We start from the raw sequence: 23837 nt of genomic DNA on the forward strand, positions 1-23837 counted from the left end.
ACGCTTCGCGCCGCACACCCCGGCGAAAGCGGGGCATGCAGCGGCCGGCTAACGCCGCGCGGCACGCGGTTCGCAAGCAATCAGCGGGACGGCAATCAGCCAGGCAATCAGCCGCAATCAGCGGATGCGTCCGCGCCGCACCATTTCGCTCAGGCCCAGCGAATGGCCCGGATCGTAGTAATGAATCAACAAGGTGCGGCGCTGGCCGTTCTGCACGTCGAGATTCGAGTGCTGCAACGCGAAGCCGTTGAATTCGTAGACGCTGCCCGGTTGCACCGGAATGCGCCTGCAGTTGCCGACCCGCAGATCGTGCAGCGTATGCCAGACGCGCCAACGCAGCGGCAGGCTGCGCAGGATGCCGTGACGCATCTTGCACATCAGGTTGGAGAACGTCGTCACCGACAGGCGCGGCTTGCGCCACATCACGAGGTCGCCGTTGTGAACGCCTTCCTGCGCGAGCTGTAACGGAATCAGCAGCGTCAGCAGGTGCGAATCGTAGTGGCGCTTGTTGCTTTCCGCGAGGCTGGCGGTACTCGCGCAGCGCAGCACGTGAAACGGCTCGAGCGGTAGATCGGTGAGGCCGGCCTCGGCGGCCATTGCCCGGGTGTTCGCGCAGATGCGCTGCTCGAGTTCGCGAAACGCTGCGCCGCGCCGCAGTATCTCGGCGATCTTCGCACCGGATTGCGCACGCTGCGGAGCGTTGCCGAACAGAGCGTCGATGAATTCGTTGATTTCGGCGATCGTTTCCAGAGGAATTACCTCGTCGAACGACTTCAAGGCAACGCTTTTATCTATTCGAATTCGTTTTGTCGCAGTAAGTCCACGCACGTCAGTCAGGGATTGCATAGCTATGAAATTCCCTTGGTTTTTTGATAAACGACTGCATCGAAATTATTCTTTAACAGTCGCGGGCAATGTACGCCACCGTACACACGGCAATCACGCAAATTGAACCGGATTGAAACGGCCAGGCGATTTTCTCCTAAAGCTTTCGCGGCGGTTTGTCAGTTCGTGCGGATTGGTTCGAGAAGCCGAAAAGGTCTTGAGTATGGCGTAAAACGCCGGTGACGGGCCGCGTTGCTCACGTCGAAAATGTCGATAATTTATCTTATGTCAAATCACATACTGACCCAGGATTTAACAATTGGTGCCCCGTCGCAGCCACGCGCGCTGTGCAAATGGCGTGCCCGGCGGAACGCTCTCCATCCCAGGTGATCACGCCGTCAAAGCCAGCGTCACGTTGGCGCGGGGCAATCCACACGCGATAACCGTTATGCAGTCCGCTTCCGGTTAATCGGTAAAAGCTATTTGCCCACTTTTACCGATTCTTCCACCACGGGGATATCCATTTCCCGAGTGCCGAATTGCATAGCGATGCGGATATACCGGGCTATTACGTGTGCGGTAGATACCACTTTAAGTGCGCGCTGGCACGGCGCGTGATTAGATGCCCTTTAAAGCCTTCTTTCCAATGCCCGCGATAAAACCTTACACAAGGCATTATCGTGACCACTGCGATGGCAGCCGTTTCGTCGTCGGCGCGTACTGCCGACTGCGGCACTGGGGTCGATTGAGCGGAGATATCCGCCGCCGAGGCGTCGCCGCGATAGGCGTCGATTCCGGCCGCATGGAGATCCGGACAACGCGTATCGCGGCTGGCTGGACGGCAACGCGATTAGTGACAACGCCGATCAGCGGCCGCTTGCGCTAGCGCAGCTCCATTCCGGTTCCATGCCGGCCTTATTCGAGCGCCGTCACCGCGCCCGCGAGCCGCTCGCGCGACTGGGCCTTCACATCGCTCCATGCACTCGCATCGCCGCTTGCCGCTGTTTGCAACGCATGTTCGAACACCCGGGCGCGTTCGGCGTCGGCAATCAGCCGCTTCTTGATCGGCGAGCGGCCGGCCGACGCGAAGCCCATGATTTTTTCGTATTCACGCGGCCGCGCGCGCCGGAAGCGGTTGAAAAAGTCGTCGGCCGGCAGCCCGTTATCGAGGCTCATCAGGCAGCCGTAGTCGAGCGTCGCGCAGTCGCTCAGCAGGCGCACGGCTTCGTCCAGCGCCCGGTAACGGCTCTGCAACGGTTCAGTCCGGCCGAACAACGCATGCAGTTCCTTATAGCGCACCAGCTTGCGGCGCCGCGCGGCGCGTAACAGCATGGCGGCGATCTCCGTGGTCCTGTCCATAGTCATGTCGTCGTCCTTACCGTGCAATCGCGGCGTCGATCAGAGGTCCACCCAGAACGCCGGGGTGGCCGTCGCCTGATATCGGTTCGGGCGGAACGCTGCCGGCGACCGGCTGCACGCTGGTACGAGCCAGTGGACGCCCGAGCACACCTTCGGTTGCATTCGCTTCGCGGCTACCGGGCACCGTCAACGCGCAGGCGGCCAACGCAACACTAAACGAAAGGTTAATCCGGCGCATATTCCCGCTGCCATGCCGGATGAATATCTGGACCATCGATAATCCCGCCAAAAAAGCCCTTGGAAAATGCTTCCCCATGTCTCGCCCTTTTTTGCAAATCGATCGGCAATACGATGTCCCGCATCGCACAATGCATTCGAGAAAACATTCGCTAAGCGGAAACCACGCTTTGAAACGAGATGAGACTGGGAGATGCCGCCCTGTCCGAAAACCGCCGGACCAAAGCGGGCTACGCGAAACGGCGGTACTGAAGCGTTCGCGTCGCGCGAAATGGGACAAATGTTTAAATCAGCGAAATAAGGTTAGCAAACGTCAAATGCAACTGCAAGAGGATTTTTAAGGTTCTAGTAAGGAACCCTGATATTGGTACTGATTTACCAACGACTTACCAACCGCTTATCTGTCGTCTATGAAATTGAAAGCCCGATTGATTTTTAATTTTCCGGACACAACAGGTTATTTTTCGATTATCTGTAAGTTATGCAGCGTGTCGCTGCGAACGGTTGTAATTACCTGTTTTGCGTGCGCGAACCTAACGATGGAGTTGTGCGATGGCCCGATCCAATGACGATTTGCCCACCATTGCACGGCGCGTCGCGGCCGGACAGAAGCTGCTCGACGGCGTGCCGGCCGCGCAAATCGCCAGCGAGATGGGCATGTCGAAGGCCACCGTCGAGCGCTACCGGCGGCTGCTCGAACAGGGTGGCCTCGACGCGCTCAGAAGCATCAGCGTCGGAGGCCGTCATTCCGCGCTCGCGGCAGCAGACCTGAACTGGCTTGCGGAGGCACTGAAAGGCTCGCCGCGCGAGCACGGCTTCGACGCCGACGGCTGGAGCAATACACGCGTGCGCGAACTGATCAGGCGGCAGTTCGGTATTTCGTATTCCCGAGTATATGTGTGGCAGCTGGCGACGCGCCTCGGTGTCTCGCACCGGCTCGGCCGGCATGGGCCGTGACGCGGCCCGACCGCCGCGCTAACTTGCGCGGGCGCGCCGCGCTTTACGTCCTTCACGTCCTTTACGCCCTTTGCGTCCGTTACGCGCTGGCCCCCGGCTTCGGCTGAAACTGCGGCGCCAGCTCCGCTTCCGACCATTCGAACGGCAGCACGCCGCGACTGCGCCGCACCTCGCTCACATGAAAGCGCACCAGCCGCTGCGCTCCCGCGAACGCGGCCAGTTCTTCACCGTCCCAGACGATTTCCGCGCGCACCGCCAGATACAGCAGGTCGCCGCTGGCGAAGTCGATGAACAGCAGACCGGCGCGCGGGTCGTGCACGAGGTTGCCGATCGTGTTGAACAAACGATTGCCGCTGTAGTCGGGCGTGGTCAGCGTGTGGACGTCGTCGACGCGCACGAAGCCCGGTGCGCCGCCGCGATGCGATACGTCGACGCCGCGCGCCAGTTGCGCCGCGTCGCTCAGATTCGCGCTGGCAATAAAGAACGTATCGGCGCGCGCCAGCAGCGCGCGGTCGGCGTCGCTCAACTGCGCGGCGATTTCCGCTGGGTTGCCCTGCTCGGCCGCGGCCCGCTCGATGAAAACCGGCGTGCGGCTCTGGATGTACTTCGGGCAATTGCCGAAGCTCTGCATCACCTCGATCCGCAGGCTGCCGCGTTGCGCCGACCTGACGATACCGTTCACGCGATTGCGCCGGCGGGTGCGCGGCTCGATCCCGAGCGCGCCGAGCAGCGCGCCTTCGTGCCAGTGGCCGGCGAGCGGATCGCCGGCCAATTCGCCGCCGTCGATGCGTAGCGTCTTTGCATCCGGCGACGACACGAACCCCGGCTGCGCCGCGCGCAGCGTCGCCCACGGCTGGCCGTGCGCGTCGACGCCGCCGAGCACGATAAACGGTTGCGCGGCGAAGAACTCGCGATGCTGCTCGGGCATAAAGCGGCGAATCCCGCGACGCCCGCTCGCCTCGGCAACGCTGCGCACACCCGCGCGCTCCTGCGCGACCAGCTCGCCGGCATGAAACGGCGATGCGTCGATTCCCCAGCCATCCAGCGGCACGAACCCGGACATGATTGGACTCCTATGCAATGGCGGCCATGCTCACCCGGCGAGCAGGCCCGCCTTCGCCGACGGCATTGCAACAAAACGCGGCAACGCCTCGACCCGGCGCAACCACGCACGAATATGCGGATACGGCTCCAGCGACACCCCGCCCTCCGGCGCGTGCGCAAGATAGGTATGCGCGGCGATGTCCGCAATCGTCACCTGCGCGCCGGCCACGAACGGCTTGCCGGCCAGTTCCCGGTCGATCACGTCGAACAGCTTTACCGCGATCTGCTTCGCTCGCTCGTGATCGAGCGGCGCGCCGAACACCGTCACGAGCCGAGCCGCGCACGGCCCGTAGGCGATCTGCCCGGCCGCCAGCGACAGCCAGCGCTGCACCGCGGCGGCGCCGGCCGGATCGTCCGGCAGCCACGACGGCTCGCCGTAACGGCGCGCCAGATAGACCAGAATCGCGTTCGAATCGAACAGCGTCAGTTCGCCGTCCTGGATCGTCGGCACCTGGCCGAACGGATTGAGTGCGAGGTACTCGGGCGTGCGGTTCTCGCCGGCCCGCATGTTCAGCTCGATCACTTCGAACGGCAGATCGAGCAGCGTCAGGAACAGCTTCACGCGATGACCGTGGCCGGACAGCAGCGTCGTGTACAGCCTGATCGGTTGGGCGGGTTTGGCGGCGGGCATCACGGGCTCCTGACGAAAAAGGGAGAAGGCGGAGAAAACGCAGGCAAGTATGTTGAAGCGCTACCGCGAGCATAGGCATAGGCACGCTTGCGCGGAAGCCCGATAATCCGGGAAACACAGTGAAGCGAAGATGGACAATCGATCATGGCCGATGTGCGCAACGTCAATCTGAACCGCCTCGCGATCTTCGTCGCGGTGATCGACGCGGGTTCGCTGAGCGCCGCGGCCGCCCGGCTCGGTCTCGCGAAGACGATGGTCAGCACCCATATGCAGCGGCTCGAAGCGGAGGTCGGCGCGAGCCTGCTGGTGCGCACCACGCGCCGGCTCGGCGTGACCGAGGCCGGCCGCGCGTTATACGACGCGAGCGTGAAGATCCTGAGCACGGCCGAAGAAGCGCTGAACGCGCTCGGCGGCGGCACCGCGCCGCTGCGCGGCACGCTGCGTGTCAGCGCGCCGAACGATTACGGCGCGCGGGTGGTCGCGCCGGCGTTGGTCGATTTGCGCCGTCTGCATCCGCAACTCGAGGTCGAACTGCTGATCAGCGACCGCTACGTCGATCTGATCGCCGACGGCATCGACGTGGCGATCCGGCTCGGCCGTCTCGCCGATTCCAACTATCGGGCGGTGAAGCTCGGCAGCTTCGTCAAGTGGCTGGTCGCGAGTCCCGGGTTCGTGCACAGCGCCCGATTGCCGCGCACGGTGGACGAACTGGCGGCGCTGCCGTACTGCGCGCTGTCGGTATTGCCGAAACCGTTGACGCTCGACTTGCGGCACGTGAACGGCGACACCGCCAGCGTGCGCTGCGCGGCCGCGCTGCTGGTCAATACCGCCGATGCGTGCCGCGCGGCGACGCTCGCCGGCGGCGGCATTGGTCTGCTGACCGACTTTTCGATCGCGGAGGACGTGGCCGCGGGCCGCTTGATCCGGCTGCTGCCCGACTGGTCGACTGCGCCGGCGAGCATCCAGGCGGTGTTTCCCCCGACCAGCCATCCGCCGGCGAAAGTGCGTGCGCTGATCGACGCGCTCAAGCGCCGGCTCGCGGCGGATGCATCCGTTGCGTCGGTTGCCTCGATTGACTAAATACGGATTCCGAACCGGCGTAAGCCGTACGCGGCGCGCCATCCGGCTCTGACGTTCCCGTTCCAGCGCGATGGCGGTTAGCTTCTAGCCGCGCAATCGGCCGTTTTGCTCTACTGCGATAAAGCGCGCCGTGCCCCACGGCGCGGCGTTATCGACCCTGTGGAGAAACCATGTCCGCCCTTCCCCGTCCCGCTCAACTGGTTCTCACCGTCGCGTGTCCGAGCGCGGCGGGCCAGGTGGCCGCCGTCGTCGGTTTTCTCGACCGCCATCATTGCTACGTCGACGAACTGACCGTGTTCGACGACGAACTCAGCGAGCGCTTTTTTGTGCGCTGCGTGTTTCATCGAGTAGACAGCGACGACGCGTTGCGGGTCGCCGCGCTGAAGCAGGAATTCGCGCCGATCGCGGAGCGCTTCCGGATGACGTGGGCGATCCACGATCTCGCGAGCCGACCGAAGGTGATGATCATGGTGTCGAAGCTCGAACACTGTCTGGCCGATCTGCTGTTTCGCTGGCGGATGGGCGAGCTGAAGATGGACATCGTCGGCATCGGCTCGAACCATCGCGATCTCGAACCGCTCGTGCGCCAGCACGCTCTGCCGTTCCATCATCTGCCGATCACCGCCGACACCAAGCCGCAGCAGGAAGCGCAACTGCTCGAACTGTTCGATAACTCCGGCGCGGAGCTGCTGATTCTCGCGCGCTACATGCAGATCCTGTCGGCCGAAACGAGCCGCGCGCTCGCCGCGCGAGCGATCAATATCCATCATTCGTTCCTGCCCGGCTTCAAAGGCGCGAAGCCGTATCACCAGGCGCATGCGCGCGGCGTCAAACTGATCGGCGCGACCGCGCACTTCGTCACCGACGATCTCGACGAAGGTCCGATCATCGAGCAGGAAGTCGAGCGCGTCGATCATTCGTATAGCCCCGAACGTTTGCTGACGACCGGGCGCGATGTCGAATGCATCACACTTGCGCGGGCGGTCAAGGCGTTCGTCGAGCGGCGCGTATTCATCAACGGCGATCGCACCGTGGTGTTGCGCTGACGGCGACTGCCAGCTTGATGACCAGTTTCATGAAAACTCGCGGCGCGCGTCGCGCTGACACGCCACGCGGCCGCGCCGCCAACCACGTCCGCCCTGCCTTTGTCCCCGCCTCTGCCCGCCAAGGGCAGCTCCCGCCGAACGATCTGCGCGAATTCCATGCGGACGGATGGCGCGAGGCCACATTGTGCGGCGAGGCGCCGAGCAACTTCGCGTCGTTTTTGCGGGTGTGCTGTCTGCGCTATCTGTCGTTACAGACCGCAAAGGACGAGGCGTCGGCGAGCGCGGCGGTGTCGTGCAGCGATTTGCGGCCGAGGATATTGAAGACGGTGCGAAGGGGCGGTTCACAGCGACGAGGCTTATCGCGGCGCGGTGTGAAGCGGCGGGTTCGCGCCGGCCGCTTCGAAGCAGACGGCGCAACGCGGCCGGTTTGCGGTAGTCAACGTAGCGGGCGGCGCCCTTCCCCGCGGCGCCGCCCGCTGTTCGTTTGCCGTTTTCGTTTGCCGTTTTCAACTCACCACTCACCAGTCGCGGCAAGCTCGACGACTCATTTCACCCAGCTATCCACCCGGTCCGAATGCGCGCTGATCCACTGGTCGGCGGCCGCCGGCGGCTTCTGGCCGTTCTGCGTGGCCAGCATCACGGCATCGATCTCGCCCGGCTGCCACTGAAACTTCTTCAGAAACGCGACGACTGTCGGCGCCTTCTTCTCGAGTTCCGGATTGATCACGCTATCCACATGCTCCGCGTCGCCAAACACCTTCTTCGGGTCGTCGAGGAATTTCAGCTTGTACTTCGCGAACATCCAGTGCGGCTTCCAGCCGGTCACGATGATCGGCTTGCTGGCCGCTTCCGAGCGCGCCAGTTCGGCGGTCATCGCGCTGCCGGAACTCGGCATCAGCTGATAGTCGAGGCCATACGCCTTGATCGCCTCGCTGGTTTTCTGCATTACGCCCGCGCCCGCATCGATGCCGACAATGCGCGCGCCGAACTCCGCCTTCTTCGCCTGCAGATCGCCGACGCTCTTCACGTCGACATTGTCCGGCACGATCAGGCCGATCTTCGCATCGTTGAAGTTCGGGCCGAGGTCGACCACCTTGTCCTTGAAGTTGTTCCAGTACGCGCCGTGCGTGACCGGCAGCCACGCGGACAACGTCGCGTCGAGGTCGCCGCGCGCCACGCCCTGCCACATCACGCCGGCCGCGACCGGCACCAGTTGCACCGGATAGCCGAGGCGTTTTTCGATCACCTGCGCGGCCACGTTCGAGGTCGCGACGCTGTCGTCCCAGCCCTCCACGTAGCCGATCTTGATGGTCGGCTTCGAATCCGCCGACACGCTCACGCTGGCCGCCGCGAGCAGTGCGCCGAGCGCGCTCGCCACTACGATTTTTCCGATCAGTCTCATCGTCGCTTCTCCTGTCACCCGTTTACCTGTCTGGCCGAATGCCGAATGCCGTTTGCCGTTTGCCGCTTACCTTTTTCCGCTGCGCCGGTCGCCGCGTCGGCGGGCTAACCGGTGCCCGTTTATTTAGAATCGCCAACCAGAATTGCCGGGTAGCGTCGTTTTACGACATCGAGTTGTCCGCACGCGACTTGCATACGGAGTCCACGCAGATTCGCCGTTGTTGTGTTGTTCCTGATTACTTTTCGACCACCAGATCGGTGAGCGGCTTGCTGCAGCACAGCAGCACCATCCCCTGATCGATTTCGCGCTGCCGAATGCCGCCCGCGTGTTTCATCGCGACTTCGCCGGAGACCAGCTTGACCTTGCAGGTGCCGCACATGCCCTGCGTGCACGACGACGGCAAACGCAAGCCGGCCTTCTTTGCCGCGTCGAGCACATGCTGGTCGCTGCCGCATTCGATCTCGCGATGACTGCGCGCGAAGCTGACCTTGAAGCGCGTTGCAGTTTCTGCCCTCTCTGCCGCTTCGGCCCTTTCTGCCCTTTCTGCCCTGTCGGCCGTCGTCTGCTCGGACTCCCCGGATACCACGGGTGCTTCCTGCGCGGCGGTCACCACGTGACTGGCCGCGCTATTCGCGATCGCTTCGGGCAACGCGTCGCCCGCGCGCGCATCCAACGCTTGCGCGTCCGCCTCATCGGCGCCGCCGAACGAAAAACTTTCCTCGTGATAATGACGGCGATCGAAACCGCCCTCGTCGAGCAGCTTGCGCACCGCCGCCATATACGGCGCCGGCCCGCAGGTAAACACTTCGCGCTCCAGAAAATCCGGCGCGATCAGCTTCAGCAACGGCAGCGTCAAAAACCCGGTCACGCCCGGCCAGTTCGTCCGCGCAGCGACCCGCTCGCACACGAACGCGGTACGGAAATTCGACTGGTTCGCGGCAATCAGATCGAGTTCGCGCGCGAAGATGATGTCGTCCGGCGTGCGCGCGCTATGCACGAACGCGATGTCGCTGTCCTCGCCGAGTTCGTGATGCGCGCGGCTCATCGACATCAGCGGCGTGATGCCCGACCCCGCCGACAGAAACAGATACTTGCGCGCCGGATGCCGCGCGCAGCTGAATTCGCCGGCCGGCCCGAGCACCCGCACCTGCATCCCCGCATGCAGATGGTCGTGCAGCCAGTTCGACACCGTGCCGCCCGGCACCCGCTTCACGGTGATCGAAATCGTATGCGGACGGGTCGGCGGCGACGAAATCGTATAGCAGCGATTAACCGGCTCGCCGTCGATCTCCAGCTCCAGCGTGATGAACTGCCCCGGTTCGAACACGAATGCGCGTTCCGACGGCGCGCGAAAGAAAAAGCTCTTCACGTCGTGCGTCTCCTGCCGCACCTGGCAGCACACCAGCGTGTCGTCCGCGTCGCTGCTCCAGCGCGCGGGCAGCGCGTCCCAGAAGCGCGGTTGGGCGACGCGGCTCGGCGCGTTCAATGAAGTGAGGGCCGGGCCGGCTTGATGCAGCGTTGCCATCAACGGTTCGATGCCGGTCTGAAAGTTCGCCTGCTCGCGCATCATGGATCTCTCCTGCTCGTGGCTGCGAGGTCGCGCTCAGCGCACGAACGACACGACTTTCTCGTCGTGCACGACCTGCGGGTGGGCGTCGTACTCCCCTAGACGGCGGATGTACCAGTCGCAGAACTTTTCGACCAGCCCCTCGGTGAACGGCGAATACGGCCCCGGCTGATACGCGCTGCTGCGCGCGCCGCGCTGCGAATATTCGACCAGCGTGCGGTCCTGGTCGTTGGTCGCGCGCCAGACCGCGGTCAGATTGTCGAGGTCGTAGTCGATCCCTTCGCGCGCATCCTTGTGCACCAGCCATTTGGTGCGCACCAGCGTTTTGCCGGCAGACAGCGGAATGACCGAGAAGCTGACGATATGGTCGCTCATGAAGTGATGCCACGAATTGGGCTGTGTCCAGAACGACAGGCCGCCGAGATCGGCCGACTCGAAGCCGCCGAGCAGTTTCCTCGACGCGACCTTCGCGTCGAGCGTCTGCGATTCGCCGTCGCGATCGAGCGGCAGCCGCTGGGTGCGAAAGCCGGTCACCAGATCGGTGAGCCGGTCGATCTCCGCCGACGGTAACTGCATCGCCTCCCATTGCGCGGTGCGGCGGGCCACAGTTTCCTCGAACGCGGTCATCCCCTCTTCGTTAGCCGGCGTGCGCTGATAGCCGAAGCCGTATTCGTACAGCGAGATGGTCAGCTCCGGATGGTTCGCGACGCAGTGATAGCACTCGCGATTGTTCTCCATCGTCAGCTTCCAGTTGCCGTCCTCGACGATATCGATCGACGCGGCGATCTTGCAGCCGGCCAGATCGTGCGGCAGCAGATACGGCTCCATCGCCGCGCGCATCACCGCGAAATCGGCGGGCGGTGTATCGGCGAGGCAGATGAAAATCAGGCCGGCGAGGTTCTCGACATGCACGGCTTTCAGACTGTGTTTGCAGCGGTCGAACTGTTCGCCCATGTGTTCGGCGAACATCAGATCGCCGTTCAGGTTATAGGTCCAGCTGTGATACGGGCACACGATATTGCCGAGCGAGCCCTTGTCGTTATTGCACAGACGCGCGCCGCGATGACGGCAGACGTTGTGAAACGCGCGTACCTGCAGATCGTCGTCGCGCACGATCAGGATCGAATCGTCGCCTATCTCCACCGTCACGTAATCGCCGGGCTCGGGCACGTCCGGTTCGACCGCGACCTGAATCCAGTGCTGCCGGAAGATCGCGTCCATATCGAGCGCGAAAATGCTGTCGCTCGTATAGAACGGCGCTTCCAGCGTATAGCCCTGCTTGCGGCGTTCGATCATCGCGCGAACGTCTGCGGAAACTTTCATTGTGTGCTCCGTTGCGTGTCACGTCTGGCGCCGCGCCAGGCCTTCCTGGTCGCATGCGGGCCGGAACTGGAAACTGGAATTCAGTAGTCCACAAGCTGATGCTCGCGCAAATACGCGAGGATCACTTGCGCTTTTTCGACACAACTCCCTTCAATTACGACGCTGCCGCCGCGGCTTTCGGTGGTCGTCGCCGACAGCATGCGCGCGTGGCCCGAGCGCTTTTCGGCGGCGGCGAGGCGCACCGGTTTCGCGCTCGCGGCGCGCACGGTCCAGGCGAGGTCGTCGGGGTTGTTGCTGGGTTGCGTTGCGGCGGTTGCGCTTGAGGCTGCGCTTGTGGCTGCGTTCGACGATGCATTTGCGGCGGCGCTTGCGTGGGCAGCCGCGCGCACGATCGTCCCTTCGCGCAGCCGCGCATACGCATACGACGGCGCGGCATTCGCAAGCGGATGCACGGCGATCAACGCCGGCAGTTGCACTTCGACGCGCCGGCGCACGCCTTTCGGCATGAACTGGCGCACCTCGGCGCAGCGCTCGCGCAAAGTGATATCGACGGCCGCGCCGACCAGCGGCAGCCCCAATGCATGCGCGACGCGGTACGGCAGCATCCCGCTGTCGAACGCGCCTTCCGCGCGCGTGCCGGTCAGGATCAGGTCGTAATCGTGCAGTCTTGCGGCGAGCGCCCCAACCGGGTCCGCGCCGGGCGCGACGTCGAGCACTTCGACACAACGCGCGCCGAGCGCCAGATACTCCTGCAGCGCGGGGCTCGATGCAGCGCCCGCATGCAGCACGTCGAGCGTCGCGCGCTGTGTTTTCGCCAGTTGCCGCGCGAGCGTCAGCGCCGCCGCATCGTTGCGGCTATAGCGCGCGACGCCGCTGACCGGATGACGTCCGATCGACACCAGAACCGCGATCTTCATGCGAGTACTCCTTCAGCGAGCTTGCCCGGCTGCAACAGCGCGGCCGACGTGCCGCGCGCGTCCCGCGCGGCGGCGGCAGCGTCGTTGAGCGCGGCGATCGTTTCGCGCGCGTCCGCGATCACGGTCAGATTCGCGCGTTTCGCGATCGGCGCGCTCGCGTCGAGATTCACCGCGATCACATGGCGGCAATCCTTGATCCCTTGCAGATGCTGGACCGCGCCCGAAATGCCGAACGCGATATACACGCTCGCTTCGACGGTCTTGCCGGTCGCGCCGATCTGCTTGTCGCGGGTGAACTTGCCGTCGTCGACGGCGACCCGGCTCGCGCCGATCGCCGCGCCGAGCGTCGCCGCGAGCCGCTCGAACGCGGCGACATCGCTGACGCCGTTGCCGGCCGATACGATGAAATCCGCTTCTTCGAGCGCGACTTGCGCGGCGTCGATTTCCTCGATGCCCAGATCGCGCACCACCGCGCGTTGCGGCGCTTGTGTTTGTGCTTGTGCTTGCGCTTGCGTATCCGCGCTGCGCTCGAAGCGCCACGCGACCCGCTCGCCCGCGCCGACGAACGGCAGCTTCGGATAGACCGCGTTCGGCGCGAGCAGCACGAGCTCGGGCAGCGCGCGAACCGCGAACGAGGTCTGCGCATGCACATAAGTGGCGACATGCGCGGCATCGATCTCGACCACGTGAGTCGCGACGCTCGCATTGGCCGCCGCCGCGTAACGACGGCCGAGATCGCCGTCGCCGGTCGCGTTGTCGGGCAGAAAGATATGAACCGGCGCATAGGTCGCGACGCACGCGGCCAGCGCGGCGAGTTCTTCGGCGGGCGCATACGAGCGGCGATCGAACTGCGGCAATTCGATCAGCTTGTCCGCGCCGAGCGCGGCGGCGTCGCCGCTGAATTCGCCGAACACCAGCAGCACGACTTCGGTGTGCGCATCCGCGATCAGCGCGGCGGCCGCGAGCGTCTGGCGTGCGTGCTCGTCGAGCGCGCCGCGATCCGCATGCGCGGCGACCAGCAACGCATGTTGCGGCGATGCGGTGGTGCGTCGCGGCTTCGTCTGCTCGCGTTGCCCGGCCGCGTGAGGCATGCCGAACGCCGCCGAGTTCGCTTCACCCGCCGCCGCGCCGACGCCCCCGCCTCCGGCACTGCCGAGCGTAATGCGCCGCAGTCCTTGCGCGGTCACCGTGAACGGGCGGCGCGGATCGATTCGTTTGAGCGTATTCATCGCATTACTCCAGCGCCGCGGCCACCAGTTCGGCCACGTCCAGTACTTCCGGACGCGGTCCCACTACCCCTTCGAGCATCGCGGTGCAATTCGGGCAGCCGACCGCGACGATCTCGGCGCCGGTCGCGCGCGCGTCGTCGATACGGATGTCGGGAATCCGCCGCTTGCCGGGGATATCGGTCAACGGCGCGCCGCCGCCACCGCCGCAGCAACGACCCCGCATCCCGTGTCGTTCCATCTCGACCACCTTGATGCCGATGCTTTTCAGCAAGCGGCGCGGCGCTTGCGTTTCGCCGTTGTAGCGGCCGAGGTAGCACGGGTCGTGATAGGTAATCCGGCGTTCGGCCAATGCTTCGACCGCGCGCGGCGTCAGCTTGCCGGCGCTCACCAGTTCGTCGATCAGCGCGGTGTGATGCACGACTTCGTAATGGCCGCCGAGCGCGCGATATTCGTTACGCAGGCTGTGCAGCACGTGCGGATCGGCGGTGACGATACGCTCGAACGAGTACTGCGCGAGCGTGCCGATCAGCGTCTGCGCGAGTTGCTGGAACGTCGCTTCGTCGCCGAGCCGGCGCGCGGTGTCGCCGGTGTCGGTCTCGACGCCGCCCAATACCGCGTAGTCGATCCCGGCGCGGTTCAGTACCTTGACGAGCGCGCGCAACGTGCGCTGATAACGCATGTCGAACGCGCCTTCGCCGGCGATCAGCAACACGTCGACATGGCGGCCCGGCTGCGCGACCTGCACTTGCAGATCGACTGCCCAGTCGTAACGCGCGCCGATGTCGTAGCCGTTCGCGCTGCCGGTCTCGCGCAGATTCGCCAGCGTGGCCGGCCCCTTGCCGGGCACCGCGCCTTCGACGAGCGTCTGATTGCGCCGCATATCGACGATCGCATCGACGTGCTCGATCAGCATCGGGCACTCCTGCACGCACGCGCGGCAGGTCGTGCAGGACCACAGCGTGTCCGCTTCGATCAGGCTGGAAATCAGCGGCTTGCCCGGCGCGCCCGCATGCTTGCCGATCTCGATGCCGGGCGTCGGGCTGCCCGCATAAGCGGCGTCCGTGCCGCCGACCATCCCGGTCACGAGGTCCTGAATCAGCTTTTTCGGATTGAGCGGCTGGCCGGCCGCGAACGCCGGGCACGCGGCTTCGCATTTACCGCACTGCACGCACGCATCGAAGCTGAGCAACTGGTTCCAGCGAAATTCGACCGGCTTGCCGACGCCGTATTCCTTCGCGTCGAGCAGCGGCAGTTTCAGCGCGGTGGGCGGCACCGCATCGCGCGAGTTCGCCTGGCGCGCGCTCGCGAAGTCCGCGAAGCGCTCCTGACGCGGATGAAACGCCAGATGCAGCAGCCCGGCCAACGCATGTTTCATCGGCCCGCCGCGCGCCGCGCCGAAGGTCATCGTGAACGCGCCCGCGCCGATCAGCAGCGCGACGAGCACCGCGAAACCGCCGGACATCGCGCCGGCCGGCAACAGCATGAAGAGCGCGAGACCGAGCGCGAACGAGCCGAGCAGGAGCGGCAGCTGATCCCACGGCCCGCGCGAGAGCCGCGCGGGAACCGCCTTCGCGCCGTGGCGGCGCCGCCATACGAACACGGTGCCGGCCAGCATCGCCAGCGCGGCGATGAAGATCAGCCGGTCGAGCCACACCGAGTAGATCGCCAGCCCGTAGTTGACGAACACCAGCGCCATCGCGAGGATCGCGCCGCCGGCGGTCGCGACGTGAGTGCGGGCGATATACGGATCGCGCGCGACCACATGGTGCAGATCGACGAAGTAGCGTTTCGGAATCGCCAGCAGATTGGCCCAGCCGAACGCGCCGGCGACGGTCGGACGGCCTTCGCGCCAGTAAGCGGCCCGCCGCGCGAGCGCGAACGCAAGGCCCGCCACCGACACCCACAGCAGCACGGTGATGACAGACACGGGGCTCATCGTCAGAAGTCCTTGCAAAGACGCAGCGCGTCGTAGATCGCGCCGTGAATGTTGTGCATCGAGATACAGTCGCCGACCCGAAACAGCAGGAAGCGGCCGTTGCCGAGCTCCTCACTCAGACACGGTTGCGGCTCGGACGCGAACAGCTTGTGCACGTCGACCTGGCCGTGATTGAGCGACTCGAGCTTGAGCTGCCAGTACAGCTGATCGTTCGGGGTACTGCCGTTTTCGATCACGACCTGATCGACCGCGCGTTCTTCCTGCTCTTCGGTGTACTCGTTGCGGATCACCGCGATCTTCTTGCCGTCTTCCTCGTAGACCTTGTCGAGCCAGTAGTTCGGCGTATGGATCACACCTTGCGCGTACAGGCGCCGGTAGAAGATCGGGAACGTGGTGCCGCCGACGTCGTCGGCGACTTTCACGTCAGGGGTGACGATCTCGACATTGCCGCCACGGCTGGAGATGAAATCGGCGACGCCCGCGCCCGCATGCGTGCTGACGCCGTCGTACACGAGCACGTTCTTGCCGGGCTCGACGCGCCCCGCGAGCACATCCCACGAACTGACCGCGAGCCCCTCGTCGACACCCCACGCGGCGACTTGCGACGTGAACGCCGAACCGCCGGTCGCCAGCACGACGATGTCGGGTTTCTCGGCCATGATGGTTTTCTCGTCGGCGGCGACGCCGAGCCGGCGCTCTACGCCGAGGCGCTTCGTCTCCATGTCGAACCAGCGCACGATGCCGGCCATCTGCTCGCGCTGCGGCGCTTTCGCGGCCAGCATGATCTGCCCGCCGACGTAATCGTTCTTCTCGAACAGCACCACATCGTGACCGCGGGACTTCGCGACCCGCGCCGCTTCGAGCCCCGCCGGTCCCGCGCCGACCACCACGACCTTGCGCTTCGGCCCGCGCGTCTTCGCGATCACGTGCGGCATCGTCGCTTCGCGCGAGGTCGCCGCGTTCTGCACGCAAAGCACGTCGAGGCCGTTGTACTGGCGGTCGATGCAATAGTTCGCGCCGACACACTGCTTGATCTCGTCTTCGCGGCCATCGCGAATCTTGATCACCATATGCGGGTCGGCAATCTGCGCGCGCGTCATCCCGACCAGATCGACCATTCCGCTCGCCAGCAGCCGTTCGGCCTGGCCCGCGTCGCGAATGCTTTGCGCGTGCATCACCGGCACTTTCACGACCTGTTTGATGCCGGCCGCCAGATGCACGAACGGCTCGGGCGGCAGCGCCATCGGCGGCATGCAGTTGGCGAGCGTGTTGTGGGTGTCCGCGCCGGAGCCGATCACGCCGAGATAATCGATCAGACCGGTCTCGCTCATCGCCAGGGCGATTTCCTTCAGCTGCTGCTGATCGAGCCCGTCTTCGTGGAACTCGTCGCCGCACATCCGCAGGCCGACGCAGAAGTCGGCGCCGACCGCCGCGCGCACCGCCTGCAATACTTCGACGCCGAAACGCAGGCGGTTTTCGAGCGAGCCGCCCCATTCGTCGGTGCGGAAATTCGTGCGCGGGCTCCAGAACTGATCGATCAGATGCTGATGCGCGGCCGAGATTTCGATGCCGTCCATCCCCGCATCCTTCACGCGCTTGGCGGCCGTCGCGAAGTCGCCGATGATGCGGCGGATTTCCTCGACTTCGATGATCTTCGCGTTGCCGCGATGCACCGGTTCGCGCACCCCGGACGGCGACATCAGATGCGGCCAGTGCTCGCCGTGAAACGCCGAACGCCGTCCCATGTGCGTCGCCTGGATCATGATCTTCGCGCCGTGCGTATGCATCGCTTCGGCAAGACGCGCGAGCGGATCGATGATCCGGTCGGTGGACAGATTCACCGATTTCCACCAGCCTTGCGGGCTGTCGATCGACACCGGGCTCGAGCCGCCGCAGATCGCGAGGCCGACCCCGCCCTTGGCCTTCTCCTCGTAGTAGCGGATATAACGGTCGCCGGGCAGCCCACCCGGCTCCGCGTAGACCTCCGCGTGCGCGGTACTGACGATGCGATTGCGCAAAGTCAGCTGATTCAACGTGAGCGGCTTGAAAAGGTTCGGGTAACGCATCGCGATCGACCTCGGAATGGATGGCGGGTTGTGCCCGCCGGTTGCGCCCGGGGGTTGGCCCCCTGATGCTGGCGGTGTTACGCCGCGAGCGGCGACACTTCGAACACGCAGTGCTCGTGGCCCTCGGCCGCGCAGCGCGCTTCTTTCGATTGCGAGCGCGGCCCCTTCGTGACGCCGTCGGACGCGCTGTCGTTGACCCAATCCATCGCGCCCGCGAACCAGCCGGCGAACATGTAGCAGAGCTTGCCGCTCTTGCCCGGCTGCGCGAGCACGAACGACGAATGGCGCAATTCGATCCGTGCATGCGCGCTCGCCGGATCGGCTTCGATGATGCTGAACAGCCCCCAGCCGCGCTGCGACAGACGGTTCAGGTAATGCTCGAACACCGCCATCCCGCTCAGGCCGTGCTGCTTCGCTTCCTTGTCGCACCAGAAGTACGCGGACTTGTAGCCGGCCTGGTAGAGGATCTCCGCGTAGGTGTCGAGGCCGAGCGCTTCTTCGACCGCCGTATGGTTGTTGGTGAAGAAATGGCGCGGCACGTACAGCATCGGCAGCGAGTCGGTGGTCCAGACGCCGGTGTTCGGATCGACGTCGATCGGCAGTTGCGGTTGCATGGGGGAACTCCGTTATGGGTGCAGTGAGTGCGATGTGAGCGCAGTGGCCGTTCAGTTTTTTCAGACCTTCCAGACTTCGCCGAACACCCGGACCCAGTTCTCGCCCATGATCTTGCGGATGCGTGTCTCGCTCCAGCCGGCGCGTTCCATCGCGGCGGTCAGGTTCGGAAACTCGCCGATCGTGCGAATGCCTTCCGGATTGACGACCTTGCCGAAGTTGGTCAACTGGCGATAGCGGCCCTTGTCGTGCGTGATCCAGTCGAAGAACTCGGTGCTGTAGCCCTGCGTGAAGTCGGTGCCGATGCCGACCTGGTCTTCGCCGATCAGGTTCACCACGTAGTCGATCGCTTCCAGATAGTCGTCGACGGTCGCGTCCGGGCCGCGCTTGAGGAACGGCGCGAACATCGTCACGCCGACGAAGCCGCCGGCGTCGGCGATTTCCTTCAGTTGCTCGTCGCTCTTGTTGCGCGGATGTTCCTTGAGCCCGGACGGGCAGCAATGCGAATAGCAGACCGGCTTTTTCGACGCGGCGATGGCCTCGGACGAAGTCTTGCCGCCCACATGCGACAGGTCGACCATGATGCCGACCCGGTTCATTTCCTCGATCACCTCGCGGCCGTAACCGGACAGGCCGCCGTCGCGCTCGTAGCAGCCGGTGCCGACGAGGTTCTGCGTGTTGTAGCAAAGCTGCACGACGTTCACGCCGAGATCCTTGAACGCTTCGATATAGCCGAGGTTGTCCTCGAACGCATGGGCGTTCTGGAAACCGAAAATGATCCCGGTTTTGTTCTCTTTCTTCGCGCGCAGGATGTCGTCGGTCGTGCGCACCAGCGTCAGGATCTCGCTGTACTGGCGGATCTGCTGCTTCATTTCGGCGATGTTGTCGACGGTCTTCTGGAAGCTCTCCCATACCGAGACCGTGCAGTTCACCGCGGTCACGCCGCCTTTACGCATGTCCTCGAACACCGAGCGCTCGAACTTCGAAATGTTCAGACCATCGATGATGATGCTGTTCTCGTGCAGTTGACTCATCGTTTGCTCCAACCGGATTCAGTAAATGGGAACACCGTTGCCTTGCGTCTATTCTTGACGGTGGGCGCGCGCGTCAATTTACGAATTCAGACGTGTTCTTTACCTTTTCCGCCATGCGCGTCCTTTTTCGACAAGTCGGCGGCAGACCGCCCGCCTGCTCTACCGATCCCGCCCGCCGGGTTCACAGAAAAGCCCTTTCCGACATGCCCGCAAATAGCACTGTCGCGCGCCGTTCGAGTGCGTCTCGCAGGCGCGAATGCGCGCAACCGGTGCGAGTTCCTGTGACGCTTAATTAGCTCTTGCGGGTTTTATGCGGAACGCCCAAGGGTTTAGCCTGATGGCACGGGAGTTGCCCTGATATTCAAAATCCACGTAGTCGCTGCTCCCCACGGCGACGCGATAATTCATCTCAGGAATCACCGTTCCCATGTCCACCGATCGCACGGCGTCGTTGTCGCATTTCGCCTTCATGCCGCTCCCCAACTTCACGATGATCGCGTTCACCAATGCGATCGAAGTACTGCGGATGGCGAACTATCTGACGGGACAACCGCTGTACCGCTGGTCGATCGTCAGTCCGGCCGGCGGCCCGGTGGCGGCGAGCAACGGTCTGTCGGTCGATACCGGACCGGCCGAATGCGTGGGCCAGCCGGATATCGTGTTCGTGGTCGGCGGCATCGACGTGCAGCGCGCGACCACCTCCGAGCATCTGTCCGCGCTGCGCCGCTTCGCGCGCATGGGTTGCGTGCTCGGCAGTCTGTGCACGGGCACTTATGCGCTCGCGCGCGCCGGTCTGCTGGCCGGCTACGCATGCGCGATTCACTGGGAGAACATGAGCGCGCTGAAAGAGGAGTTTCCCGACACGCGCTTTCTGAAAGAACTGTTCGTGGTCGATCGCGATCGCGTGACCTGTACCGGCGGTGTCGCGCCGCTCGACATGATGCTGAACCTGATCGCGCCGCGTGTGGGCACCGCGCGGGTCACCCAGATCGCCGAGCAGTTCATCGTCGAACACGTGCGCGACACCAGCGCGCAACAGAAGATGCCGCTGGTCGCGCGGCTCGGCTCGGCCAACAAGTCGCTGTTCGAAGTGATCTCGCTGATGGAGAACAACATCGAGGAGCCGCTGTCGCGCGAAGAACTCGCGCGGCTGGCCGGCATGTCGCAGCGGCAATTGCAGCGGCTGTTCCGCGAGCATCTGGGAATGACGCCGACCCACTACTATCTGACGCTGCGCCTGCGCCGCGCGCGCGAGCTGCTGTTGCAGACCGATATGTCGATCATGCACATCACGATGGCCTGCGGTTTCCAGTCGGCCTGCCACTTCTCGAAGAGCTATCGCGATGCGTTCGGCACCGCGCCGACGCGCGAGCGGCGCAATCAGGCGCCGTCGTTGGGGAGCGCGCCGCCGGTGCTGGCGGCGTGACAAACGCACGCCCGTTGGCGGGCGCGCTGCCTGAATAGCCGGGCGGCGGCCCGCCGGCCGCCGCCGCGCTACCCGTGACTCACGCGGCCTTCTTCAACAACCCGTGCGGGTCCAGCACAAACTTCTTCGGCGCGCCGCCATCGAATTGCCGGTAGCCTTCCGGCGCGTCGTCGAGCGACACCACCGTCACGTTGACGATGTCGGCGATCGGCAGCCGGTCCCACAAGATCGCCTGCATCAGGTCGCGGTTGTATTTCATCACCGGCGTCTGCCCGGTATGGAACGAGTGCGACTTCGCCCAGCCGAGCCCGAAGCGCAGGCTCAGACTGCCGCGCCGCGCGGCGGCGTCGGCCGAACCCGGATCGTCGGTTACGTATAGGCCCGGAATGCCGATCGCCCCGGCCGCGCGCGTGATCTCCATCAGCGAATTGAGCACGGTGGCGGGCGCCTCTTCGTGCGAGCCGCTGCTGCCGTGACCGTGCGCTTCGAAGCCGACGCAGTCCACCGCGCAATCCACCTCGGGCTTGCGCAGGATCTGTTCGATCTGCTCGCCGAGCGTCGCGTCTTTGGCCAGGTTGATGGTCTGAAAGCCCATCTCGCGCGCGTGCGCGAGGCGCGCCTCGTTCATGTCGCCGACGATCGTGCAGGCCGCGCCGAGCAGCCGCGCCGATGCCGCGGCCGCCATCCCGACCGGTCCCGCGCCGGCGATATAGACGGTCGCGCCCGGCTTCACGCCGGCCATCACCGCGCCGTGATAACCGGTCGGCAGGATGTCAGACAGGCAGGTCAGATCGCGAATCTTCGCCATCGCTTGCGCGCGGTCGGGGAATTTCAGCAGGTTGAAGTCCGCGTACGGGACCATCACGTATTCGGCCTGGCCGCCGATCCAGCCGCCCATATCGACATAACCGTACGCGCCGCCGGCGCGCGCCGGGTTCACATTCAGACACACTCCTGTGTGCTGCGATTTGCAGGTCGGGCAGCGTCCGCACGCGACATTGAACGGCACCGACACCAGATCGCCGATCTGCAAAGTTTCCACGTCGCGGCCGATTTCGATCACTTCTCCGGTGATCTCGTGACCGAGTACGAGGCCGACTTCGGCGGTCGTGCGGCCGCGCACCATATGCTGATCCGAGCCGCAGATATTGGTGCTCACCACTTTCAGGATCACGCCGTGGCCGATCGCCCGGCCGCGCGGATCGACCATCTTCGGATAGTCGATCGACTGCACTTGCACCTTGCCCTGCCCCAGATACACGACGCCGCGATTGCTGCTCATTGTCTCGTCTCCATGTGCGTGAGCGGCGCGCCCGCGAAGTGCGCGGCGACGCCGTTCAACGAGCGTAGTGCCGGTCAGCGCGAACGCCTGTGCCGAACCCGACACGAGTTTGGCCGAAGCCGACATAACTTTTTCTTTACCCCCGCGCAACTAATCCTCGTTTGTCGGCGGCTCGCAAAAGCGCGATAGTTCGCGCCTGCATTCGACACCCGCTTTCCGTTCAACTTACCTGGAGGACCCGTTGCCGATGAAGCACCACGCGCTCAACCTGATCAGGACCGCTAGCTGCGCGGCGTTTGCGTTCTGCATGATGGCGCCCGCGAGCCATGCGGCCGACGCCGCCGCGCGCCAGCTCAAACCCACGGTCGATGCGGCGATCCAGCCGCTGATGGAGAAATACCGGATCGCCGGAATGGCGGTCGGCGTGATCGATGACGGCAAGCCGTACGTGTACAACTACGGGGTCGCGTCGACGCAGACCGGCAAGCCGGTAACCGACGCGACGCTGTTCGAGATCGGTTCGATCAGCAAGACTTTCACCGCGACGCTCGCGTCGTATGCGCAACTGAACGGCAAGCTGTCGCTGACGGACGACACCGAGCGTTATCTGCCGACGCTGCGCGGCACGCCGTTCGGCAAGGTCAGTCTGCTCAATCTCGGCACGCATACGCCGGGCGGTCTGCCGCTGCAGGTGCCCGACGAGATTCACAACAACGCGCAATTGCTCGAGTACTTCCGCGCGTGGCAACCCGCGCATCCGCCCGGCACGTTCCGTACTTATTCGAATCCGGGGATCGGCACGCTCGGGCTGATTACCGCGAAGAGCATGAATCAGGACTTCTCCGCGCTGATGGAGCAACGGGTATTTCCGGCGCTCGGGATGAAGAACACCTTTATGCATGTGCCGGCCGCGAAAATGCCGGACTATGCACAGGGCTATGCGGAGGACGACAAGCCGATCCGCATGAGCGGCGGCATGCTGTCCGCCGAAGCGTACGGCATCCGCACCAACGCGGCCGACCTGCTGCGCTTCGTGCAGGCGAACATGAACCTGCTCCCGCTCGACGACAGCTGGCAGCGGGCGATCACCGCGACGCACACCGGCTACTTTCAGGCGAGCGTGTTCACGCAGGATCTGATCTGGGAACAGTATCCGTATCCGGTCGCGCTGAGCACGCTGGAAACCGGTAATAAGCTGGCGTTGATTCTGAACGGCACGCCGGCGACCGCGATCGAACCACCGTTGCCGCCGCAGCAAAATGTGTGGATCAACAAGACCGGTTCGACGAATGGCTTCGGCGCGTATGTCGCGTTCGTGCCGCAACAGCGGATCGGCATCGTGATGCTGGCGAACCGCAATATTCCGAATGAAGCACGGGTCGCGGCCGCGCACCGGATTCTGACGGCGCTGGCCGGGGAGTCGAAATAACGCGCGAAATAACGCGTAAAACACAGCGCGATGTTAAAGCTGCAACGCCTCTACGTGCGCAGCCTCGCCCGCGCCGCGCCGGCAATCCGCGCGAGCGCGTCGGTGCTCAGCCGCGCGGCGATCTTTTCGACGTAAGCATGATGGCGCGCTTCGAGCGGCGCGCCGAGTCGTTTTGCCAGCAGGTAGCGAATCAGCGCGATGCGCCGGTGCCGCAATGCGATGCTTTGATCGAGCAGCGCGAGCGCGGCGCCGGCGTCGTGCTGATCGCACGCGAGCGCGGTCAGCCGCGCGGTCGTAACCCGGGTCGAATTCATGGTGGGCGTAATCAAGCGGACGACTCGCGGCAAACGGCGCGCGATGCGCTACGCGCCGCCC

General features: G+C 64.5%; 20 protein-coding genes and 2 pseudogenes. 6 read left to right on the forward strand and 16 right to left on the reverse strand.

What is annotated here, in order from left to right; all coding sequences use genetic code 11:
* Positions 1-117: 117 nt before the first annotated feature.
* The 3 genes from LJ656_RS30475 to LJ656_RS30485 form a co-directional block, all read right to left on the reverse strand.
* Positions 118-777, reverse strand: coding sequence for a hypothetical protein (locus tag LJ656_RS30475; protein ID WP_230513184.1), 660 nt, complete (start codon positions 775-777; stop codon positions 118-120).
* A gap of 963 nt (positions 778-1740) precedes the next feature.
* The gene (locus tag LJ656_RS30480; RefSeq protein WP_230513185.1) at positions 1741-2190 is read right to left on the reverse strand and encodes a hypothetical protein; all 450 of its coding nucleotides are present in this window, start codon (positions 2188-2190) and stop codon (positions 1741-1743) included.
* Between the two features lie 218 nt (positions 2191-2408).
* Positions 2409-2546 (reverse strand): hypothetical protein, encoded by a 138-nt coding sequence (locus LJ656_RS30485; protein ID WP_230513186.1) that lies wholly within the window; start codon positions 2544-2546, stop codon positions 2409-2411.
* 427 nt (positions 2547-2973) lie between these two features.
* Between LJ656_RS30485 and LJ656_RS30490 the strand changes: the two genes are divergently transcribed.
* Entirely contained in the window at positions 2974-3378 is a 405-nt protein-coding gene (locus LJ656_RS30490; protein ID WP_230513187.1) for a helix-turn-helix domain-containing protein, read from the forward strand.
* Positions 3379-3460: 82 nt separating this feature from the next.
* Here LJ656_RS30490 and LJ656_RS30495 read toward each other — a convergent pair.
* Together LJ656_RS30495 and LJ656_RS30500 are read right to left on the reverse strand one after the other, a co-directional pair.
* Positions 3461-4441, reverse strand: a pseudogene (locus LJ656_RS30495) (pyridoxamine 5'-phosphate oxidase family protein); the annotation flags it as partial.
* A gap of 30 nt (positions 4442-4471) precedes the next feature.
* Entirely contained in the window at positions 4472-5113 is a 642-nt protein-coding gene (locus LJ656_RS30500; protein ID WP_230513188.1) for a glutathione S-transferase family protein, read from the reverse strand.
* Between the two features lie 144 nt (positions 5114-5257).
* Between LJ656_RS30500 and LJ656_RS30505 the strand changes: the two genes are divergently transcribed.
* The 3 genes and pseudogenes from LJ656_RS30505 to LJ656_RS35160 form a co-directional block, all read left to right on the forward strand.
* Positions 5258-6193 carry a LysR family transcriptional regulator gene (locus tag LJ656_RS30505; protein WP_230513189.1) on the forward strand — a complete coding sequence of 312 codons (936 nt, stop codon included), beginning with the start codon at positions 5258-5260 and terminating at the stop codon, positions 6191-6193.
* A gap of 170 nt (positions 6194-6363) precedes the next feature.
* Complete coding sequence (purU, locus tag LJ656_RS30510) at positions 6364-7239, forward strand: formyltetrahydrofolate deformylase (protein ID WP_230513190.1); 876 nt, start codon at positions 6364-6366, stop codon at positions 7237-7239.
* A 182-nt stretch (positions 7240-7421) separates the two neighbouring features.
* Positions 7422-7497, forward strand: a pseudogene (locus LJ656_RS35160) (ribbon-helix-helix domain-containing protein); the annotation flags it as partial.
* A 286-nt stretch (positions 7498-7783) separates the two neighbouring features.
* Here the strand turns inward: LJ656_RS35160 and LJ656_RS30515 are convergent.
* The 9 genes from LJ656_RS30515 to LJ656_RS30555 form a co-directional block, all read right to left on the reverse strand.
* Positions 7784-8641 carry a glycine betaine ABC transporter substrate-binding protein gene (locus LJ656_RS30515; protein ID WP_230513191.1) on the reverse strand — a complete coding sequence of 286 codons (858 nt, stop codon included), beginning with the start codon at positions 8639-8641 and terminating at the stop codon, positions 7784-7786.
* A 235-nt stretch (positions 8642-8876) separates the two neighbouring features.
* Positions 8877-10211 (reverse strand): FAD-binding oxidoreductase, encoded by a 1335-nt coding sequence (locus LJ656_RS30520; protein WP_230513192.1) that lies wholly within the window; start codon positions 10209-10211, stop codon positions 8877-8879.
* Positions 10212-10244: 33 nt separating this feature from the next.
* A complete protein-coding gene (locus tag LJ656_RS30525; protein WP_230513193.1) occupies positions 10245-11531 on the reverse strand; it encodes an aromatic ring-hydroxylating oxygenase subunit alpha in 1287 nt (428 codons plus the stop codon).
* 80 nt (positions 11532-11611) lie between these two features.
* A complete protein-coding gene (locus LJ656_RS30530) occupies positions 11612-12448 on the reverse strand; it encodes an electron transfer flavoprotein subunit beta/FixA family protein (protein ID WP_230513194.1) in 837 nt (278 codons plus the stop codon).
* A complete protein-coding gene (locus LJ656_RS30535; protein WP_230513195.1) occupies positions 12445-13677 on the reverse strand; it encodes an electron transfer flavoprotein subunit alpha/FixB family protein in 1233 nt (410 codons plus the stop codon). Before LJ656_RS30535 ends, LJ656_RS30530 begins: the two co-directional genes overlap by 4 nt.
* A gap of 4 nt (positions 13678-13681) precedes the next feature.
* Positions 13682-15613 carry a (Fe-S)-binding protein gene (locus LJ656_RS30540; protein WP_230513196.1) on the reverse strand — a complete coding sequence of 644 codons (1932 nt, stop codon included), beginning with the start codon at positions 15611-15613 and terminating at the stop codon, positions 13682-13684.
* Between the two features lie 2 nt (positions 15614-15615).
* Positions 15616-17679, reverse strand: a complete 2064-nt coding sequence (locus tag LJ656_RS30545; RefSeq protein WP_230513197.1) for an NADH:flavin oxidoreductase — start codon at positions 17677-17679, stop codon at positions 15616-15618.
* A 77-nt stretch (positions 17680-17756) separates the two neighbouring features.
* On the reverse strand, positions 17757-18293 hold the full coding sequence (locus tag LJ656_RS30550; protein ID WP_230513198.1) for a DUF5943 domain-containing protein: 537 nt from the start codon (positions 18291-18293) through the stop codon (positions 17757-17759).
* Between the two features lie 60 nt (positions 18294-18353).
* On the reverse strand, positions 18354-19325 hold the full coding sequence (locus LJ656_RS30555; protein ID WP_230513199.1) for a dipeptidase: 972 nt from the start codon (positions 19323-19325) through the stop codon (positions 18354-18356).
* Between the two features lie 427 nt (positions 19326-19752).
* Here LJ656_RS30555 and LJ656_RS30560 point away from each other — a divergent pair, with 427 nt between their 5' ends.
* Positions 19753-20751: a GlxA family transcriptional regulator gene (locus tag LJ656_RS30560; protein WP_230513200.1), complete on the forward strand. Its 999-nt coding sequence runs from the start codon at positions 19753-19755 to the stop codon at positions 20749-20751.
* Positions 20752-20830: 79 nt separating this feature from the next.
* Here LJ656_RS30560 and fdhA read toward each other — a convergent pair whose 3' ends face one another.
* Positions 20831-22033 (reverse strand): formaldehyde dehydrogenase, glutathione-independent, encoded by a 1203-nt coding sequence (fdhA, locus tag LJ656_RS30565; RefSeq protein WP_230513201.1) that lies wholly within the window; start codon positions 22031-22033, stop codon positions 20831-20833.
* A gap of 247 nt (positions 22034-22280) precedes the next feature.
* Between fdhA and ampC the strand changes: the two genes are divergently transcribed.
* Positions 22281-23462 carry a class C beta-lactamase gene (gene ampC, locus LJ656_RS30570; protein WP_230513202.1) on the forward strand — a complete coding sequence of 394 codons (1182 nt, stop codon included), beginning with the start codon at positions 22281-22283 and terminating at the stop codon, positions 23460-23462.
* A 50-nt stretch (positions 23463-23512) separates the two neighbouring features.
* On the opposite strand, the gene LJ656_RS30575 is transcribed toward ampC, so the two are convergent.
* Positions 23513-23776 (reverse strand): hypothetical protein, encoded by a 264-nt coding sequence (locus LJ656_RS30575; RefSeq protein ID WP_230513203.1) that lies wholly within the window; start codon positions 23774-23776, stop codon positions 23513-23515.
* Positions 23777-23837 lie beyond the last annotated feature (61 nt).

Source organism: Paraburkholderia sejongensis, assembly GCF_020880815.1.
GTDB lineage: Bacteria > Pseudomonadota > Gammaproteobacteria > Burkholderiales > Burkholderiaceae > Paraburkholderia > Paraburkholderia sejongensis.

Coding starts and splice junctions, on each gene's coding strand:
- LJ656_RS30480 (WP_230513185.1), bottom strand. CDS start 2,190: ATGACTATGGACAGGACCACGGAGATCGCCGCCATGCTGTTACGCGCC.
- LJ656_RS30485 (WP_230513186.1), bottom strand. CDS start 2,546: ATGCGGGACATCGTATTGCCGATCGATTTGCAAAAAAGGGCGAGACAT.
- LJ656_RS30490 (WP_230513187.1), top strand. CDS start 2,974: ATGGCCCGATCCAATGACGATTTGCCCACCATTGCACGGCGCGTCGCG.
- LJ656_RS30500 (WP_230513188.1), bottom strand. CDS start 5,113: ATGCCCGCCGCCAAACCCGCCCAACCGATCAGGCTGTACACGACGCTG.
- LJ656_RS30505 (WP_230513189.1), top strand. CDS start 5,258: ATGGCCGATGTGCGCAACGTCAATCTGAACCGCCTCGCGATCTTCGTC.
- purU (WP_230513190.1), top strand. CDS start 6,364: ATGTCCGCCCTTCCCCGTCCCGCTCAACTGGTTCTCACCGTCGCGTGT.
- LJ656_RS30515 (WP_230513191.1), bottom strand. CDS start 8,641: ATGAGACTGATCGGAAAAATCGTAGTGGCGAGCGCGCTCGGCGCACTG.
- LJ656_RS30520 (WP_230513192.1), bottom strand. CDS start 10,211: ATGATGCGCGAGCAGGCGAACTTTCAGACCGGCATCGAACCGTTGATG.
- LJ656_RS30525 (WP_230513193.1), bottom strand. CDS start 11,531: ATGAAAGTTTCCGCAGACGTTCGCGCGATGATCGAACGCCGCAAGCAG.
- LJ656_RS30530 (WP_230513194.1), bottom strand. CDS start 12,448: ATGAAGATCGCGGTTCTGGTGTCGATCGGACGTCATCCGGTCAGCGGC.
- LJ656_RS30535 (WP_230513195.1), bottom strand. CDS start 13,677: ATGAATACGCTCAAACGAATCGATCCGCGCCGCCCGTTCACGGTGACC.
- LJ656_RS30540 (WP_230513196.1), bottom strand. CDS start 15,613: ATGAGCCCCGTGTCTGTCATCACCGTGCTGCTGTGGGTGTCGGTGGCG.
- LJ656_RS30545 (WP_230513197.1), bottom strand. CDS start 17,679: ATGCGTTACCCGAACCTTTTCAAGCCGCTCACGTTGAATCAGCTGACT.
- LJ656_RS30550 (WP_230513198.1), bottom strand. CDS start 18,293: ATGCAACCGCAACTGCCGATCGACGTCGATCCGAACACCGGCGTCTGG.
- LJ656_RS30555 (WP_230513199.1), bottom strand. CDS start 19,325: ATGAGTCAACTGCACGAGAACAGCATCATCATCGATGGTCTGAACATT.
- LJ656_RS30560 (WP_230513200.1), top strand. CDS start 19,753: ATGTCCACCGATCGCACGGCGTCGTTGTCGCATTTCGCCTTCATGCCG.
- fdhA (WP_230513201.1), bottom strand. CDS start 22,033: ATGAGCAGCAATCGCGGCGTCGTGTATCTGGGGCAGGGCAAGGTGCAA.
- ampC (WP_230513202.1), top strand. CDS start 22,281: ATGAAGCACCACGCGCTCAACCTGATCAGGACCGCTAGCTGCGCGGCG.
- LJ656_RS30575 (WP_230513203.1), bottom strand. CDS start 23,776: ATGAATTCGACCCGGGTTACGACCGCGCGGCTGACCGCGCTCGCGTGC.